We start from the raw sequence: 16,448 nt of genomic DNA, 5'->3' as shown, positions 1-16,448 counted from the left end.
GATCAAAACGACTGTGACAACTCTAATTTATAGCGACAACGTTTCTAACAACCATATCCTTTATTATGCGTTGGGAAGATTGCGCGGCAAAAGTAACGTCTTTTTTGTTAATGCCAATGAAATACTGGCTGGAGCTCTCGACCAAAACGTTGATCTATTGGTGATGCCAGGTGGAGCCAGCCGCTACAAATCTGACAAACTCAATGGTGAAGGCTACCAACGCATTTCTGAATATGTCGCTAATGGAGGCAAATATTTAGGGATTTGCGGCGGTGCCTATCTGGCTTGTAAACGCACAGAATGGGCAAAAGGCACACCATTTGAAATCATTACTCCCAATGAACTGGCTTTTTTCAGCGGAACTGCCAGAGGACCTATCGAACAATTTGCACTGGCGGACAATTACAATGCCACCGAAGCTCGAATTGTTCAGCTCGAAACCGAGAAGCAGGTATTTGAGTCTATGTATCTTGGGGGCTGCTTTTTTGAAGCGAACAATGAAACCAAAGGCAACTATGAAGTCGTCGCTCGTTTTTCAGAACTGCCAGATAAACCTGCAGCAATAGTTAAGGGCGAGTTTGGCGATGGGGAATACGTTTTGTGTTCTACGCATCCAGAATACGATGCTGAGGCCACACAACTGATGCAGTTTGATGTTATTGGTAACGACTACCAAGACTTTAACACTCTGAAAAACACAGATACCTTAACGCTGGAACTACTCGATATCTTACTTTCTGATGGATAACCATTATCAATGCAATATGTTCACATTGATTTTCGAAAGACATGACCGAGATATGGAATAGTTATCGAGTTCATTAGTGAATATTTGGCTCACGAAAAACTACGCAACATTTGAAATGTTTATTCCAAATAAAGTAACCTCGAAACAATTGAGGGATGATCCTCTTTATTTATGGGACAAGCATGAAACCAGCAACGACACTTTCTGAGCTTCAAGAAGACATTCGAAAAGAATACGGCAACCTGAGTAAGCGGCTTCAGCAGGTGGGTCAGTACCTGTTAGATAACCCAGAAAATGTGGCATTTGATACGGTTGCGGTTATTGCCAGTAATGCTGATGTTCCCCCTTCTACCCTAATTCGTTTCGCTAATGCGTTGGGTTTTAGTGGCTTCAACGACATGAAACAGCTGTATCGTCAGAACATGGTTGAAGAAACGAGCAACTACTCAGAGCGAGTTAAGCTGTTTAAAGCCATGTCCCCTGATGACGCGCAAGCGAGCACGCCGATTTCTCAGCTCCACAATTTCGCCAACGCCAACGCACACGCGCTTGAACAACTGGCAAATAAGATTGAAGAGAGCGACCTGAATAATGCTATCACCCTGCTTAAAAACGCTGAATGTCTTTATGTGATTGGTCTCCGCCGATCTTTTAGTATTGCATCTTACATGGTGTATGCGTTGCGCCATTTGGGTAAACGAGTGGTACTGATCGACGGTTTGGGCGGAATGTATGATGAACAGCTTTCGATGGTAACAGGCAAAGATGCCGTTGTTTCCATTAGCTTCTCTCCTTATGCGGAAGAAACTCATAACTGGGTGAAAGCAGCGAGAGATAAAGGAGCAAAGCAGGTAACCCTGACCGACAGCCAGGTTAGCCCCATTGCGGAGCTGTCTGATGTGAATTTTGTGGTCAACGAAGCCAACGTTGGCGGGTTTAGAGGGCAGTCTGCTTCGCTTTGTCTGGCTCAGACCCTCGCCGTTTCACTGGCCAGTGAGTGACAATTTAGATTTGATACTAAGCTTCACTTCAAAGCTAAAATAGGGTCATTGTGTCATCCGTAATCTGATTCATTCATATTTCCTGCGACAAAAAAGAAAATAACAGTCACGATCAGTGGGAAGCCGTACCACCAATAGGTAAACCCAGACCATCCTTTTAGGTATCCAAAGATCACGATCAATGCGCTTACAAGGCATGTTAAAGGCGTTATGTACATTGCCAATGTGAGCACTTTGGGGTGTCCTGCACCAGTACCAAAAATAAAAAACATAATAGAGAATGGAGCCAACCCAAACTGAAATATGGATCCTAAAATCACCCATAAAAGAGACACTTAAACTCCTACATACTGTAGCCAATAGATTGCGTAAGAGGATAATCTTCATAGAAGAAAATCTCAGTGAATCGGCAGAACAATGCGACGCAGAACTATTTATTTCTCATGCTAATAAAGCAAAAAATGCTGGCAATCTGTCAGCATTTCAAATCTTTAGAATGAGAATTAGCCAATTTTAACTGGCAGACCTGTTCTTAGGGATTCCGTTGCAGCTTCAGCGATAACCAGCGCCATTTCACCATCGTACCCACCGCATAACGGAGCGGACTTTCTTTCGAGAACGTCAACAAAGTGTTGCCATTCAACCTGATAGGCTTTTTCGTACCTTTCAAGGAAAAAGAGCTGTGGTTTGGCTGCCTGAAAACCGGATTCATCCCATTGCTGAACCTGATTTTCCCGAACATTTTCTGCGGCCAATACACCTTCGCTGCCATGCAGCTCGACGCGTTGGTCGTAGCTGTAGCCTGAACGTCGACTATTAATGATGGTTGCCGTAGTGCCAGACGGAAAAGTTAATACGGTAACGGCGGTGTCAATGTCGCCCGCTTTACCTATGTTTTCGTCAACCAGACAATGACCGTGTGCCATAACGGAAACCGGATCTTCCCCCAGAATAAAACGTGCCATATCGAAATCATGAATGGTCATATCTCGGAACATTCCTCCGGATACTTTCACGTATTCCACAGGCGGTGGCGCTGGGTCACGTGAGGTGATCACCAAGGTTTCTGCTTTGCCTATCGACCCCATGGCGTATCGCTGCTGTACTGCGGAGAAATTGGGATCGTAACGTCGGTTGAATCCGACAAGAAACGGAACCTGATGTTCAGCGACGGTCGCCAGACACTCTCTTACACGCTCCAAACTCAGGTCAATCGGCTTTTCACAGAATATGGCTTTGTTGGCTTTTGCAGCCAGCTCAATCAAGTTGGCATGGGTATCAGTAGCAGAGCCGATGCATACACCGTGAATCCCCGGGTTGTTCATAGCTTCTTCAATCGACATGACTTCGCCGCCGTACTTTTCTGCTAACATTTTCGCCCCCTCCAGATAGGGGTCAACCACAGCAGCGAGTTGCGTTTTTGGATTAGCAGCTATATTTGCGGCGTGAACCTGACCGATACGACCAGCGCCAAATAAAGCGATATTAAACATGTTCTTATTCCCTTTAGAATCGCTAACGATAAGATTCGGTATTTACCCATTGGTGATCTTCTTCCCAGCTAAACAACCACTTCCGTACTGGTCCAGCCATCACATTTAAGTAATAGCTGTTATAACCAGCAACCGTTGCCACTGGGTGATATCCTCTGGGTACCTGAACTACATCACCGTCATACACGGCCATGGATTCATCTAATGTTCTGTCATCGGTATATACCCTTTGAAAACAGAAACCTTGGGGCGGATTCAGTCGATGGTAGTAGGTCTCTTCCAGTTGGGTTTCATTGGGTGGATCATTCTGATCGTGCTTGTGGCTTGGATAGGAGCTGGTACATCCCTCATCGGTATACACTTCTACCACCAGCAGACTGTCTGCGGGCTCATCGTCCGGCAGAATATTATGTACCTGTCTCTGGTTTCTGCCTTTTCCGCGATGCTCTGCCCCTATCTCTTGTGGTGTGATCAATCGAGATGGATAGCTCCGTTTTCCCGGCGCCCGGCATACCGCCAGCTCAACGTCTGTTGTCGCGGTTAGAGAGCACTTATCATTCAGCGTTAGGTAGACAGCGTAAGGTTTTGTCTTCTCAAAAGGCGACATCCTTTGCCCAATTTCACCCTGCAAGCCTCCATTCAGGTCTAGCGATGCTTTTCCTGAAACCAGAACAATACATAGCTCTTGCCCGTTGTCTGCAATCCATTCTAGATCTTCGCCTTCTTTCAGCTTGACCACATCAAACCCAATATAAGTCCAGCCTGCGGATTCAGGCGTAATGTGCTGAGTCCGTTTCGCTTCGTCTCTAGGTTGCATTTTTGACAGCAAATCCGACATTTTCTGCCCCACACGATCTTTAGATGATTAACTACTAGAAATGAATATTTCACATGAAACTATAATGAAACAGTTAATTCAAAAAGCAAAATTAAAAAGTGTGATGACTGGCTAGAAAAGCATCAACTCACAGTCAGGTGCTCCTGACAAAATCTAAGGTAAGTTAAAAGGCGTCACGATATTAATTCGACTGGTGGTATACGAGAAAGTCGGCATAAGACCATAGGGTGACAGCAGGTTTGAAAATGCCACTCTGGCGTCGTCATCGAGATTGTGATCGATAACCGCGTGCAGCTGTCTGGATCGCAGTAAATGCCGATTGTCATCATCCAGATCGTGACCAATAAAGGCTTGAATAGGTCGGTTTATTTCCTGAAAAACATCCAGAATGGCTCGGTTTCCCCCACCAATGCTGTATACCGCGCTAATGTTCTCTTTCTTGCCGAGTACATCTTTCACTTGCTTTTTGGTACTGAGATTTAACCCATGCCCTTCACTAACTGTAGTGACTTCTATGTGAGGATGATGGCTAAGAAATTGTGAAAAGCCTTCTGCGCGTGCTTCTTCGCCATGAAACAAATGACTGCTCTGAACGAGAAGAATGCCGTTTGGATCGGAACCCAACCATTGAGTCATCAGAAACGCGGCGGTTTCTCCAGCCGAAATATTATCAATCCCTATGTAGTTCAGCCTTTTAGAACTGGGTAGATCGGTTACAAGTGTGACAGTAGGAATGCCATTATGATGAAGCCTATTCACTGCCTGATTGATCTCGGGGTGATCAGGGGCTTTTAGCAATACCCCATGGCTACCACGATCTTCCGCTTCGTGAATCACCTCCGACAGGGACTCAATATCGATATCCTGATAAAGAAAATACCGCAGCCGAATTCGAAACGGAGCCATTTGCACAGAGATGCGGTTCAGGCTTTCACGGACAAGATGACTGAACCGGGCAGGTGTGTACATGATGACGTCGATATAAAAAGTCCGACCTTGCAGGGCGTCTAGCTTATATTGCTCGCGAAGCTCAGAGATGGCTTGCTCCACGCGTTGCCGTGTCTGGTCATGCACACCATTTCTTCCATGTAATGCTCTGTCCACCGTCGCGGTACTGAACCCAGCCTGAGCCGCTATCTGCTTCACTGTGAATTTGCTCATCAGGGAGTTCTCCGCTTCTTGATGGACTTTTGATGGACATTTGCCTCACCCAAAAGATTACAAATGATTAACATTTTTGTCACCAATTAAGGAGATTTCTATGGACAGACCAATTCCAACATTTGCTGGCAAAGCGCATTTGGACATCGACTCGTTTATTGACAGTTGCAAGCCTAGAGACAATCAAAATTACCCCAACGCCATGCAGTGCTACAAAAGCATTATGATTTATGATACGAAAACAATAACACCTGAGAAATGGCAGATACTTAGAAGCGAATTTGCCGATATTTTTTTGAACGGCAGCGGCATTGTTGTGTTTAAGAGTTTTTTCGCCAATACAGACATCATTGACCGAATGAACCGCATTTTCGACGATATTCTCGACTCAGAGCTTGGGTTTGGCGAAGGGGATCATTTCGCCCAAGCGGGGGCTATGTCAAATGGTCGAATTTGGAATGCGTTTCAGAAAAGTGCGGTTCTCGATCCTCAAAGCTTCATCGACTACTACAAAAACCCGCTACTCAAATTGGTCTCCGAAGCCTGGCTGGGATCGAATTATCAGGTAACGTCTCAGGTCAACATAGTGCGACCGGGTGGTCGCGCGCAGCAATCGCACCGAGACTATCATCTGGGTTTTCAGCATGCCGACACACTCAAGGACTATCCCGTTCACGCGCAGAAGATGTCTGCCATGCTGACTTTGCAAGGTGCGGTCGCGCATTCAGACATGCCACTGGAATCAGGACCAACAAAGCTGCTTCCCTACTCCCAGCATTATTCGCTCGGATACGTTTCCTGCCGCGAAGAGAAGTTTCAGCAGTACTTTGAAGAAAACTACGTTCAGCTACCCTTGCAAAAAGGGGATGCTGTATTTTTTAACCCAGCCATCATTCATGCCGCAGGGCAAAACGACACTGATGATGTGCACAGAAGCGCGAATCTACTTCAGATCTCTTCAGCGTTTGGAAAGCCGATGGAAACCGTCGATCTGGCAAAAATCTCAACCACACTCTTCGAATACTTAGCACAACATTGGTCAGGTAACTCTCTGACCAAAGAGGAAAAGGACGCAATACTCACGGCATCCGCTGATGGGTATTCGTTTCCGACAAACCTTGATACCGACTCGCCAATTGGAGAACTTGCCCCGCAAACCATGAAACAACTTCTTCAAGAAGCGTTAGATCAAGGTTGGACAAAGGCAAGGTATCAGGAAGCGATGAATAATCAGATAGAGAGGCGTCAGGCAGAAGCGGCTCCGTAACGTATCAAAACCCCAGAAATAATAGCGTTGGCTTCATAGTGAATAAAACGTATGATTTGCAAACACAATTTTTATTCACCACTTTTATGAACGCTCAACACCACAACCCACTGCAGGGAGCGTCCTGGATGCTCACTGCGGGCTTGGCTTTCGCTATTGTGAACAGCCTTGCTCAAGTCGCCAGTATCAATTTTGGCGTACCTTCGACCACTGTCGCTCTAATTCAGTACGGCATCGCACTGATTGTGATACTGCCTTACCTGCGAACACTAGGTATTCGCCAGTCACTCAGGACTGAGCATTTTGGCTGGCATGCCACCCGTGTTTTTCTGTCTGTTATCGGCATTCAACTCTGGCTTTGGGCGTTAGCCTACCCCGTACCAATTTGGCAGGGCATTGCACTGCTGATGACCTCACCGCTGTTTGCCACTGTCGGTTCAGGTTTATTCCTGAAAGAAAAAGTCGGCGTTGCCCGTTGGTTTGCCACTCTCACTGGCTTTGCAGGTGCGATGATCATTCTTGAACCGTGGGCAGATGATTTCAGTTGGGCAACCTTACTGCCTGTGGGTGCGGCCTTCTTCTGGGCATGTTATTCACTTATGGTCAAAAAATTATCAGTAAACGATCCGCCATCTACCATGGTGGTTTATCTGCTGCTTCTGATTACTCCTTTCAATATTCTGTTAGCACTGCCAGATTTCACCATGCCTGAGAGTTTCAATATCTGGGGTGTGTTGTTTGCTGCGGGTCTGTTTACAGCACTTGCACAATGGGCAATCGTAAAGGCCTATGCGGTGGCTGATGCTTCATTTGTACAGCCTTTCGATCACGCCAAACTGCCGTTAAACGTTCTGGCGGGTTGGATGGTATTTGGTTGGGTGCCTCCGGGCAGATTGTGGCTGGGTGCCGCTATCATCATTGCTTCCGTCGCTTTCATCACCCATTGGGAAAGCAAAAAATCCAAATAACCTGACTTTGGTTTAATTCCCCTCAGGACAAAAGAAATGCTAGCAAAAGCATCAATTGTGATGCTTTTGTGAGTTTTCTGTGAGCCATTCTCATCATACACCTGCGTATAGTCGTACTGACCTGTTCCACTCGCGAATTGCAATCAATAACGACCTGCGAGGTTTTCGTATGAAAAACGCAACTAAAACGCTCATTTCTTTCGCTTTGTTAAGCCTGTCTCCTTCGCTGCTGGCAAGCTCTTATTACTATCATGAACGCGTGTATGAGGTAACGGTGACCAACCTGACCAAAGGTATCGCCTTTACTCCTGTTCTTGGCACTACCCATTTACCCAGAAACCAACTTTTCCGCTTGGGAGAACCTGTCACAGACAACGTAGAACGTGTCGCTGAAGGGGGTGATATTGGACCTCTGAGAGCGGAGCTTGATGCGTCAAGCCAATACTCCGCAACGGCGGCATCCGAAGGCTTACTGACTAACGGGCAAAGTGTCACCTTTGAAATCACATCTCAGCGCCCGCATAGCCGTATCAGTTTGATTTCTATGCTATTGCCGACCAACGACACCATGGTTTCACTGCGAGGAAAACGCCTGCCAAGATACATTGGCACATCAGTAACCTACCAAATGCACGCCTACGATGCAGGTACGGAAGCCAATGATGAATTGTGCGCCAATATCCCAGGTCCGCTTTGTGGTGGTCAGCCTTTCTCGGCAGATGCTGCAACGGATGAAGGTTACGTTTACCCAAGCCCGGGAATACATGGAGAAGGCGATCTTGCTCAGTCTGCTTACGACTGGCAGGGAGCTGTCGCCAAAGTAAGAATCAAACGTATTCAATAAGTTGAAGCTTGGCGGGGTATTTGCCCTGCCGTATTCTGATTCATGATTGTTCGCTCTGAGTGGGGAATTGGAGGAACCGTCAATCAACCCATAACAGAGGAACAACCCAATGAAAAAAACCATCGCAACGGGCGTGATTTCATGCCTGCTTTCTTATTCAGCTTTTGCTGCTGACAATGGTCTTATCACAGTAAAAAGTCATCACAGTGTCGAGCAAACTGTTGAGAAATTAATCAACGTGCTTGAAAGCAAAGGCATGACCGTTTTCACTCAGATCAAGCACGACGAAGGAGCGAAAAAGGTCGGAATGGAATTGCTCCCTACCCGACTTGTTATCTTCGGGAACCCCAAGGTAGGCACACCACTAATGAAGTGCAGTCAGACCACTGCTATCGACTTACCACAAAAAATGCTGATTTGGCAGGATGCCTCTGGTGAAAACTGGCTTTCTTACAACAGCCCGGATTATCTCAATGACCGACACGGTTTAGAAGGCTGCGCCAAAGTCATCGGAAAAGTGAAACAAGCACTGGGTAACTTTGCCAAGGCAGCCACACAGTGAAGCCACTAATCGACAGATAGCAACATAAGTCCGGAAACGTAGAATTTTATTGGCAGGCGTTTCCGGAATTACACAACGAATATCGGGCTATTTCCCTTCCCTATTCTCTTCAAACTTCTTAATTTGAGAGCTAAATCCTTCAAAAACTCTCTAATATGACTTTCAAAAAGAAAATTAGTCAATGCTAATATTTTATATTTCTTATTTTTCAATAAGTTAAAAACGGCATATTGTTTGCTTAGTGACTTCAGATCTCACTGGATAGAGTCATTATAATGAAACCAATATTCCGATACTTTCTGTACTCATTTGTTCCATTTTCCCTACTCGCATGTGGTGGTGGCAGTAGTGATAGTCCTTCATCCTCCCCTTCTTCTGATTCAGGGTCTTCATACACGTTTAAAGACATTACGATCCCGAGTGGATTCACCTGGAAGAGCAGCGAAAGCAAAGAAATTACCTTTCGTGTTGTCAGTAACTTTTCTACGCAAAACGGTGTGGGCGTGAATGTAAACGGACGCCATATTCTCAAAATGTACAGCGTCTCGTCCTCAGGAGTAGACAGCCAACCCTTCTACACAGGTCGTACAGACCAGACTGGAAAGCTGACCAGAGAACTCCAGCTTTCTTCTAATTGGGAACAGATAAAAATTGTGGCTTCTGTCGATGGCACTACCTGCACCCAACAAGCTTCTATCAGCACCATGACGTCCGAGATGCTAATTGGGTGCGACGTTACAATTGGTTCCGACTAAGGAGAGCAAGATGAACTTACTATCAAAGATGATAAAGCTGCCACTTGCTCTGTATTTCATACTTAGCTTTCATGCATTAGCGGCCCCAACAGAAGAGCAGTATGTCGACAATGGAGATGGTTCTACTACATTTACTCAGAAAATTGATGCCTCTAGTACATCGCCACACTATGTCGCGCCAAACGGTTACGGTTTTAATCTTTACAGTGGTAAAAATAGCGACTTTTCCTGGCAACACAGTATTACGCTTCCAGCAGGCGCTCAGGTCACTTCAGCGACTCTGATGATCCGCGCATACGACGTCGACTCAGAGCCATTTCATGGGGCAAATGGCGAATATGACGGAGTATCTGTCGACGGAGCTCAGCTTAACCCCGGTTTTCTTCAGGGAACCAATGGCACATGGTCAAATACAGAGTTTGATTTACCTCTTTCATCCCTAGATGACGGGGTTGTGGACGTAGATCTAGATATTGACATGGCAAACCTGTCTTGGCTTACCACCGTAAGCTATAGCCAGATGACTGTTACCTACATCATCATACCCAACGACCCTCCATACACACCGACACTTAGCCGGAGTTCAGGTATTGCCGAAGGAGACGATTTGGTCGTTACGATTACCGGACCATCTCCTGCAGATCCAGATGGTGATTCTGTTACCTACAGCTACCGATGGTTTGTGGATGTCGGGCAAGGCTTCTATGTGGATGATGAGTTCGCCAGCAAATCTAATACAACGGGCGCAACCGTGCCATCCAGTCAAACAGCCATTGGAGAACGATGGAAAGTTCAGGTTTTCGCCACCGATTCCAATGGCTTGATCAGTGAGATCGCAGAGATCAGCTGGCCAGAAATAGGAGATGCAGACGGAGACGGAGTGGGTGACGCTTCAGACTACGCCCCAAATGATCCTAACATCGCCTTTTATAGCCGAACGCCCACCAGCGGTTGGTACACTCTGGCGTTTGAGGATCGTTGGCCAGCCGAGGGTGATTATGACTTAAATGACTTTGTGACGCGCTATGCCTATGAGATCTACACGAATGCGGATAACGAAATGACGCGCTTTGATTTCATCGGTCAGGCGGTGGCGAGAGGGGCAACCCGAGCAAACGGATTTGGCATTTCACTCAATGGTGTGGAACCCGGTCACGCAACGTCTATCACCAAAACTTACGAAGGGTCGGATTCTCTTGTCAGCGCGGAAAGCGGGCATTCAGGTGAATTGGTTTTTGTGGTCTTCAGTAATCTGAGCGATACACTACCAGCAAATGGCACGTATTCCTTCTATAACACCAATGCAGGTGACGACAGAGACGCTAAAGATTACCGCGTTTCGGTAGTACTAAACACGCCATTGGTAAGCTTTACCAGTCAGACTCTTAACCCATTCATTTACAACACCTACAACCGGAACAAAGAAGTCCATCTGGTCAATTACCCAAATACCGATTTGGCAGACACCAGCTTGTTTGGTACCGATTCTGATGATTCGGATATTAGCGCATCTCGGTATTACCAGACTTCGACAGGGCTTCCATGGGCGTTAGATGTTCAGTCACAGTGGTCTCACCCGCACGAAACGGTTGACGTTACCGAAGCTTATCCAGACATCCGCTCTTGGGCAGAATCCGGTGGCGTAGATAAAATGGATTGGTATGACAATAAGTCTTCAGGCAAGTGCTGGAAGTGTCAGTAGCAAGCTAAAGGTGCTTTAGCCTGCTACACCTCCCCCTACGGAAACTACTTGAGCCGTAGGGGGTATTTTGTAGTGTTCTCGCTTATTTCAGGCAATCGCTGCCAGAAGTCATCAGGCGTTTTAGCTCTCGATAATTGGTGAACTTCACGTCGTTTTCTTTAATGGCATCATTAAGCGAACCATCGGTCCAGACTCGAAATTCATCAAAGCGGAACTCCGCATCTCTGAACTGTTGTTTTGCACTCTCCGTTCGGTAAGCCGGGTGAATGGCGACATGGTGCAATGCAGGTTTCGCATCTTTGAACATGTTCTGATATTGGGAACGACTTAAGTTTTCATCCATCAATCTATCTGTTGGGTTGTAATACATCCAGAAAACGTCGGCAGTGAAAAAGTCTTTCCATTGGAGCGTGGACGTTCGGCTACGCTGTTCTCTTTGAGTCATCCAGTGATGCTGAATCACAATCGGCATTTTGTAATGTTTAGCAATGCTTAAGGTGACGTCCCAGAAATCTTCTCGATACGCCCAGTAAAGCATGTGAAAATCCAGATGCGTAACCTCAAGCCCCATCTCTAGCGCTTTATTTATCTGCGCTTCGAGCTCTTTGCGCACCTCTTTAATATCAGCATACTCGGCAAGCTCCTCTCCAGTTGGCCACATATAACCTTTTTCGTTATACAGGGAAGGAACTTCTTCCTTACTTAGTAGAGGTGTCCAGCTATTGGCTTCCTGCCATTCGTTGGTGAGGGTGAGATGCAGCCCGACGGGCACTTTGTTGTTGATCGCATAGCGCGCAGAAAAGTTAAAATTTGGTGTAGGCACCATAAGTGAGAAGGTCTGGACTATCTCTTTTTCATACATCTCGAACACCGCATTATCCATATCGGGATGCATACCTATATCATCGGCATTAATAACAAAGACGGTGTCATCTTTACCAAAACCAATACATTGGCTGACTTTACTTGAGTCTGTACAGCCAACAACAAAGATCAGAGCCAATACACACATCCATACCCTAGCCATTTATGCACCTGTTCGTTTTAACAACAGGGCGTAATATGACATATATGGAATAAGCAGAACTTGACTTATGTTTTGATTTTGCTGGTTTTTCAGTTGGCTCGAACAGAAAGTCCGAGCAGTAAAACATTACCAGTTGGAGTACTTAGAGAATTATTGCGAGGAAGTTTGATTCACGAAGATCAGCTCGTCGGTGTTGAAACCACGTTCTTTAGACATAGCAACGAACTTGTCCTTGATGGACTGGTCTACCTCTGGAGTACGGGAAAGTAGCCATAGATAGGTATTGTCCGGTCCGGAAACAAACGCATAGTCGTAGTTATTTTGTTCCAGTTCAAACACCACGTAAGAACCATAGAAAGGACCAAAGAAAGACACTTTCAGATAACCTTGATTATCGCCTTCAACAAAATACGCTTTACCTTCGGCTTGATCCCACTCCTGTTCCTCAATGGAGTAACCACGGTTGATGACTCGTATGCCACCATCATCTCGCCAAGAATATTCGGCCGTTACCTGCTCTAAACCTCGCTCAAACGAGTGGTCCAGCCGCGCTATTTCGTACCATTTCCCAAGATATCTTTCGCCATCAAACCCTTGTACTGGCTTAACCTGATCTGGCATACCCAAACAACCTGACAACACAATTGAAGCAAGCAGCGCAGTTAACATTCGCATATCGGATCCTCAATAATTCTTTTGATTTTGCACGCTTTTACGTATGCAAGTACCCGTTGGTTCTGTCGGTTCTAAATTATTTCAGGAAGATCACTTCCCTCTTCGGACAGAGAACTCTATATCGAATTCCAGGTTAGCCTTTGCAGGAAGAGTAACAACCTGAATGCATATTGCTATGAAGCGCTTGAGATTTCTATTACGGTTTTAACAGAGTTTGCGATAAAGCAATTTTTATGGGCTAGCTTGTGCAGTTTTTGAACTTGTTCTGGTGAAGGGATTTTGCCACCCGAAAACTGAACGTCTGGACAAAGGCAAACTTTGCTTACCCAGAATTTTCCATATTCGTTTTTGCTGAGAACACCTTGTGCTGTGTCCCGATATTGCTCGACGACGTACTTTCGCTTCGCAGCTATTGCCAGAAACGCCATCATATGACAACTCGAAAGCGTTGCTATGTAGGCTTCTTCAGGATCTACCGCGGATTCATCAGAAAGAGGAGGAGGCAGGACCTCGGGTGAAGGAGAAGCAGGAATACAGACTCCCCCATCAAATTCCCAAGTGTGTACCCGACTGAACTGGCTGTCGGTAAAAGGTTGTTCAGGCAGCTTTTGCCAGTGAACTGTTGCGCGATGGGTCGTCATCCGTTTACATCACATTGGAAATTGGTGACGAGTATTCTAATCGTTTTCGTAAATAATGCATTCACCGTAGCTGCGGTTTGCGCATTCATTTCGCTTTTCGTTTTGAACCTTGTCTTCGATGTTCATGATTTCCCACTCATTATCATCAGGAGATCGACCCCGGTCAACGAAAGTAATAAGGGACGCATCGGAATCATCGCTTTCCCATATGGAGCCTTCATATTCAAAGTCGTTATTTACTTTGGATTCGTCTTCGCAGTTCACACTGGTCGATGCATGAGAATTACGCTCACAGGAATCGTAAAGAATAGAATTGGCTTGGGCGGTTGAAATAATAGAGATGGTGGCAGCAAGCAAAGATGTGCCTAAAAGAATTCGGTTCATTAATGTTTTGTTTATTGGTACAACTCAGGTCATTTATTTTATAAATAACCATTTTTTTATCAAAGTTTTTTGAGCTTCTTGTCAGTTCGGTTCCAAACTTAACCTTAAGACAAAAGAAATGCTGGGATTTAAGGAACTATTGAGCGAGGTGATTTTAAAAGCGCGATGGTGTTTCGCGCTATCAATACGGCAATAAAGTTAACTTTGAGGCTGGTAATCTAGCACCACAATGTCTTCTAGAATCGGATGGAACTTGGCTTTTAGATCCTCATGCTCAGGATGTTCCAGATAGTTTTGACGACCCGCTTCATCAGCGAAGGTCATAAAAATACAATGCGTATATTGTTTGTTCTTTCCTTCCGGGCTGTCATTTTCTCCCCATTCAACCGCAGACACTCCGTCCACTTTTTGAGGTATTTCCACAAACAGCCCCAGCAAAGTCTGAATGTCGGATTCCTGTGCTGACGCTTTAAACTGAACCAGTAATAAATGCCTTATCATTTCCCTCTCCTTTATTTTATAAAATAAACATCATCATACGGGACGAATTAGAAACATGGTGTTTTCGCTAAGCTTTCTGCGATGTGTATTCCAGCCAGCCATTTTGCTATCTGGCAAGGTATCCCTTTGACTCTCATTACTTTTAGGTGTCTATTTCTTAGCCTGAGACACAGAACAACGTCTGCTTATGCCTTTTGCACTAGAGTAAAATATAACCATAAAGGAGAGTAAACATGGAAAAAGTTGCGTTGGTCACAGGTGGTGCCAGTGGTATTGGGTTCGCCATTGCGAAATCACTGCGAGATAACGGAATACAGGTCGCGATAGCCGATCTCAATCAAGAGGATGGTGAAGCCGCTGCACAGCAGCTAAACGCTGAATTTTTTCAGTGCGACTTATCGGTTCAGGAAAACAATCTTTCACTTGTCAAAGCGGTCGCCAATCACTTTGGACATATCGATATTCTGGTAAACAACGCTGGCTTTCAATACATATCACCCATCGAGTCCTTTCCAGAAAACACGTTCAATACCATGCTTTCGGTTATGCTCACTTCCCCTTTTCTTCTCACCAAATACTGCTGGCCGTATATGAAGAAAAACAATTGGGGCAGAGTCATCAACATTGCATCCATTCACGGGAAAATTGCTTCTCCTTATAAATCCGCTTATGTCACGGCAAAGCATGGGCTAATGGGTTTGACGAAGTCTTCTGCTTTAGAGGGGGGCGAGTTCGGCATTACCGCCAATACGATCTGCCCTGCTTACGTTAAAACACCTCTGGTTGAAAAACAGATTGCTGATCAGGCGAGCAATCACAACATCGATCGTGATCAAGTGATTAAGGAAATCATGCTAAAAAAAGCGGCAATCAAGAAGATGATCGAACCTGAGGAAATTGGTGCCATGGTGAACTATCTGATCAGCGATGCCGGACGTTCTATTACTGGCACAAGCTTATCGATAGATTTAGGCTGGACAGCGCAGTAAATCAGAGCGATTTTCCTAAACAGATAGAGATTTCTCTGCCAACGTATTTCCCATAGGGTGGGATTTCCACGTATCCGTTTTTCAGATAAAAATTGACCGCCTGAGTATTGACGCGCCGAGTAGAAAGTATGGCGCGTTGATACCCTTTACTTCGGGCAAAATTTTCCAGAGCAACCAGCAGCGCGCTTCCGCTGCCCGGCTTAGCAGAGAACATGCGCTTTACTTCGCAAATACCTTGCTGATGGAAACGAAAACTTCCACAGGCGACAGGCTCATCTTGGTCATACCCGACCAATGCCCCATCCCGCTGCGGAGAAAATTCCTCAGCCTGAAACGAGCTTTCCCCGCTATCCTGAGTTATCTGAGTAAGAGAACGGTTGAGCTGACTGATAAGCGCCTGAAAATCTGAAGAGTCAGGAGAAGATGCTTTGAATTGAAGTGAACTCATAGGCTTTCTTTTTGAGCAGAAGCGCGAGCCTCAGCAAGAGCAACGCGATAGTGATATGCCAGACGCGCCCAATAAAGTGTGGCGAGGGGACCGGCAATCATAATGGTGTTGGTCATTACCCTTGCAAAATAATCCGCACCAGTAGACTGAAAGTACAGAATGAGAGCTGTTGCACTCACAAAGATAATGGCAGGAGCCAACAAAAAGGTGGAAATTGCCAACCACTTACTGCCATTGCATCGGAGCAATCCCAGCTTCTCAACTAAAACAATGACGGCAATATAATAGAAACCAACAATAACGTTGGCGTACGCTGCATCCATGACTATTCAATCCTTTGACTCACATGGTTTAATCCAATATACCCAAGTAACCTCAAGATGCTTGGTTCAGCGAGAATTAACTGGCTTTTAGACAAGACACCGATTTGAAGATCTAGTGGTT

20 protein-coding genes are annotated in these 16,448 nt (G+C 45.6%); 9 read left to right on the top strand and 11 right to left on the bottom strand.

What is annotated here, in order from left to right:
* The first annotated feature begins 13 nt into the window (after nucleotides 1–13).
* Together QMG91_RS06490 and QMG91_RS06485 are read left to right on the top strand one after the other, a co-directional pair.
* Nucleotides 14–748, top strand: coding sequence for a BPL-N domain-containing protein (locus QMG91_RS06490; RefSeq protein ID WP_281829730.1), 735 nt, complete (start codon nucleotides 14–16; stop codon nucleotides 746–748).
* A gap of 182 nt (nucleotides 749–930) precedes the next feature.
* A complete protein-coding gene (locus tag QMG91_RS06485; RefSeq protein WP_281829728.1) occupies nucleotides 931–1,749 on the top strand; it encodes a MurR/RpiR family transcriptional regulator in 819 nt (272 codons plus the stop codon).
* A gap of 53 nt (nucleotides 1,750–1,802) precedes the next feature.
* Here the strand turns inward: QMG91_RS06485 and QMG91_RS06480 are convergent, their stop codons facing one another.
* The 4 genes from QMG91_RS06480 to QMG91_RS06465 all read right to left on the bottom strand — a co-directional run bounded on the left by QMG91_RS06480 (nucleotide 1,803) and on the right by QMG91_RS06465 (nucleotide 5,241).
* The gene (locus QMG91_RS06480; protein ID WP_281829726.1) at nucleotides 1,803–2,084 is read right to left on the bottom strand and encodes a hypothetical protein; all 282 of its coding nucleotides are present in this window, start codon (nucleotides 2,082–2,084) and stop codon (nucleotides 1,803–1,805) included.
* Nucleotides 2,085–2,252: 168 nt separating this feature from the next.
* A complete protein-coding gene (gene iolG, locus QMG91_RS06475) occupies nucleotides 2,253–3,242 on the bottom strand; it encodes an inositol 2-dehydrogenase (RefSeq protein WP_281829724.1) in 990 nt (329 codons plus the stop codon).
* Nucleotides 3,243–3,264: 22 nt separating this feature from the next.
* Complete coding sequence (iolB, locus tag QMG91_RS06470; RefSeq protein ID WP_281829722.1) at nucleotides 3,265–4,080, bottom strand: 5-deoxy-glucuronate isomerase; 816 nt, start codon at nucleotides 4,078–4,080, stop codon at nucleotides 3,265–3,267.
* 153 nt (nucleotides 4,081–4,233) lie between these two features.
* A complete protein-coding gene (locus QMG91_RS06465) occupies nucleotides 4,234–5,241 on the bottom strand; it encodes a LacI family DNA-binding transcriptional regulator (protein ID WP_281829720.1) in 1,008 nt (335 codons plus the stop codon).
* Nucleotides 5,242–5,341: 100 nt separating this feature from the next.
* Between QMG91_RS06465 and QMG91_RS06460 the strand changes: the two genes are divergently transcribed.
* The 6 genes from QMG91_RS06460 (at nucleotide 5,342) to QMG91_RS06435 (ending at nucleotide 11,339) form a co-directional block, all read left to right on the top strand.
* Entirely contained in the window at nucleotides 5,342–6,508 is a 1,167-nt protein-coding gene (locus QMG91_RS06460) for a phytanoyl-CoA dioxygenase family protein (RefSeq protein ID WP_281829719.1), read from the top strand.
* An 86-nt stretch (nucleotides 6,509–6,594) separates the two neighbouring features.
* A complete protein-coding gene (locus tag QMG91_RS06455) occupies nucleotides 6,595–7,476 on the top strand; it encodes a DMT family transporter (RefSeq protein WP_281829717.1) in 882 nt (293 codons plus the stop codon).
* Nucleotides 7,477–7,645: 169 nt separating this feature from the next.
* Nucleotides 7,646–8,320: a spondin domain-containing protein gene (locus QMG91_RS06450; RefSeq protein ID WP_281829714.1), complete on the top strand. Its 675-nt coding sequence runs from the start codon at nucleotides 7,646–7,648 to the stop codon at nucleotides 8,318–8,320.
* Between the two features lie 109 nt (nucleotides 8,321–8,429).
* Entirely contained in the window at nucleotides 8,430–8,882 is a 453-nt protein-coding gene (locus QMG91_RS06445; protein ID WP_281829712.1) for a DUF302 domain-containing protein, read from the top strand.
* A gap of 275 nt (nucleotides 8,883–9,157) precedes the next feature.
* Nucleotides 9,158–9,637, top strand: a complete 480-nt coding sequence (locus QMG91_RS06440) for a hypothetical protein (RefSeq protein WP_004402299.1) — start codon at nucleotides 9,158–9,160, stop codon at nucleotides 9,635–9,637.
* Between the two features lie 10 nt (nucleotides 9,638–9,647).
* Nucleotides 9,648–11,339 (top strand): LruC domain-containing protein, encoded by a 1,692-nt coding sequence (locus QMG91_RS06435; protein ID WP_281829709.1) that lies wholly within the window; start codon nucleotides 9,648–9,650, stop codon nucleotides 11,337–11,339.
* Between the two features lie 82 nt (nucleotides 11,340–11,421).
* On the opposite strand, the gene QMG91_RS06430 is transcribed toward QMG91_RS06435, so the two are convergent.
* From QMG91_RS06430 to QMG91_RS06410, 5 genes are all read right to left on the bottom strand, one after another.
* Complete coding sequence (locus QMG91_RS06430; RefSeq protein ID WP_281829706.1) at nucleotides 11,422–12,366, bottom strand: polysaccharide deacetylase family protein; 945 nt, start codon at nucleotides 12,364–12,366, stop codon at nucleotides 11,422–11,424.
* A 150-nt stretch (nucleotides 12,367–12,516) separates the two neighbouring features.
* Nucleotides 12,517–13,041: a lipocalin family protein gene (locus QMG91_RS06425; protein WP_200766987.1), complete on the bottom strand. Its 525-nt coding sequence runs from the start codon at nucleotides 13,039–13,041 to the stop codon at nucleotides 12,517–12,519.
* A 173-nt stretch (nucleotides 13,042–13,214) separates the two neighbouring features.
* Complete coding sequence (locus QMG91_RS06420; RefSeq protein ID WP_281829702.1) at nucleotides 13,215–13,682, bottom strand: OsmC family protein; 468 nt, start codon at nucleotides 13,680–13,682, stop codon at nucleotides 13,215–13,217.
* Nucleotides 13,683–13,718: 36 nt separating this feature from the next.
* On the bottom strand, nucleotides 13,719–14,066 hold the full coding sequence (locus QMG91_RS06415) for a hypothetical protein (protein ID WP_281829700.1): 348 nt from the start codon (nucleotides 14,064–14,066) through the stop codon (nucleotides 13,719–13,721).
* Between the two features lie 198 nt (nucleotides 14,067–14,264).
* Nucleotides 14,265–14,567, bottom strand: a complete 303-nt coding sequence (locus QMG91_RS06410) for a Dabb family protein (RefSeq protein WP_004402305.1) — start codon at nucleotides 14,565–14,567, stop codon at nucleotides 14,265–14,267.
* Between the two features lie 233 nt (nucleotides 14,568–14,800).
* Between QMG91_RS06410 and QMG91_RS06405 the strand changes: the two genes are divergently transcribed.
* The gene (locus QMG91_RS06405; protein ID WP_004402306.1) at nucleotides 14,801–15,556 is read left to right on the top strand and encodes a 3-hydroxybutyrate dehydrogenase; all 756 of its coding nucleotides are present in this window, start codon (nucleotides 14,801–14,803) and stop codon (nucleotides 15,554–15,556) included.
* A gap of 1 nt (nucleotide 15,557) precedes the next feature.
* On the opposite strand, the gene QMG91_RS06400 is transcribed toward QMG91_RS06405, so the two are convergent.
* Both QMG91_RS06400 and QMG91_RS06395 read right to left on the bottom strand, forming a co-directional pair.
* On the bottom strand, nucleotides 15,558–16,004 hold the full coding sequence (locus QMG91_RS06400) for a GNAT family N-acetyltransferase (protein WP_281829698.1): 447 nt from the start codon (nucleotides 16,002–16,004) through the stop codon (nucleotides 15,558–15,560).
* Nucleotides 16,001–16,327 (bottom strand): hypothetical protein, encoded by a 327-nt coding sequence (locus tag QMG91_RS06395; protein WP_022551072.1) that lies wholly within the window; start codon nucleotides 16,325–16,327, stop codon nucleotides 16,001–16,003. The genes QMG91_RS06400 and QMG91_RS06395 overlap by 4 nt, the downstream gene beginning before the upstream one ends.
* Nucleotides 16,328–16,448: the final 121 nt, after the last annotated feature.

The organism is Vibrio nigripulchritudo, assembly GCF_027924785.1.
Classification (GTDB): domain Bacteria; phylum Pseudomonadota; class Gammaproteobacteria; order Enterobacterales; family Vibrionaceae; genus Vibrio; species Vibrio nigripulchritudo.
Note: the sequence above shows the minus strand (reverse complement) of the source record. Positions and strands in the feature narration are given on the sequence as shown.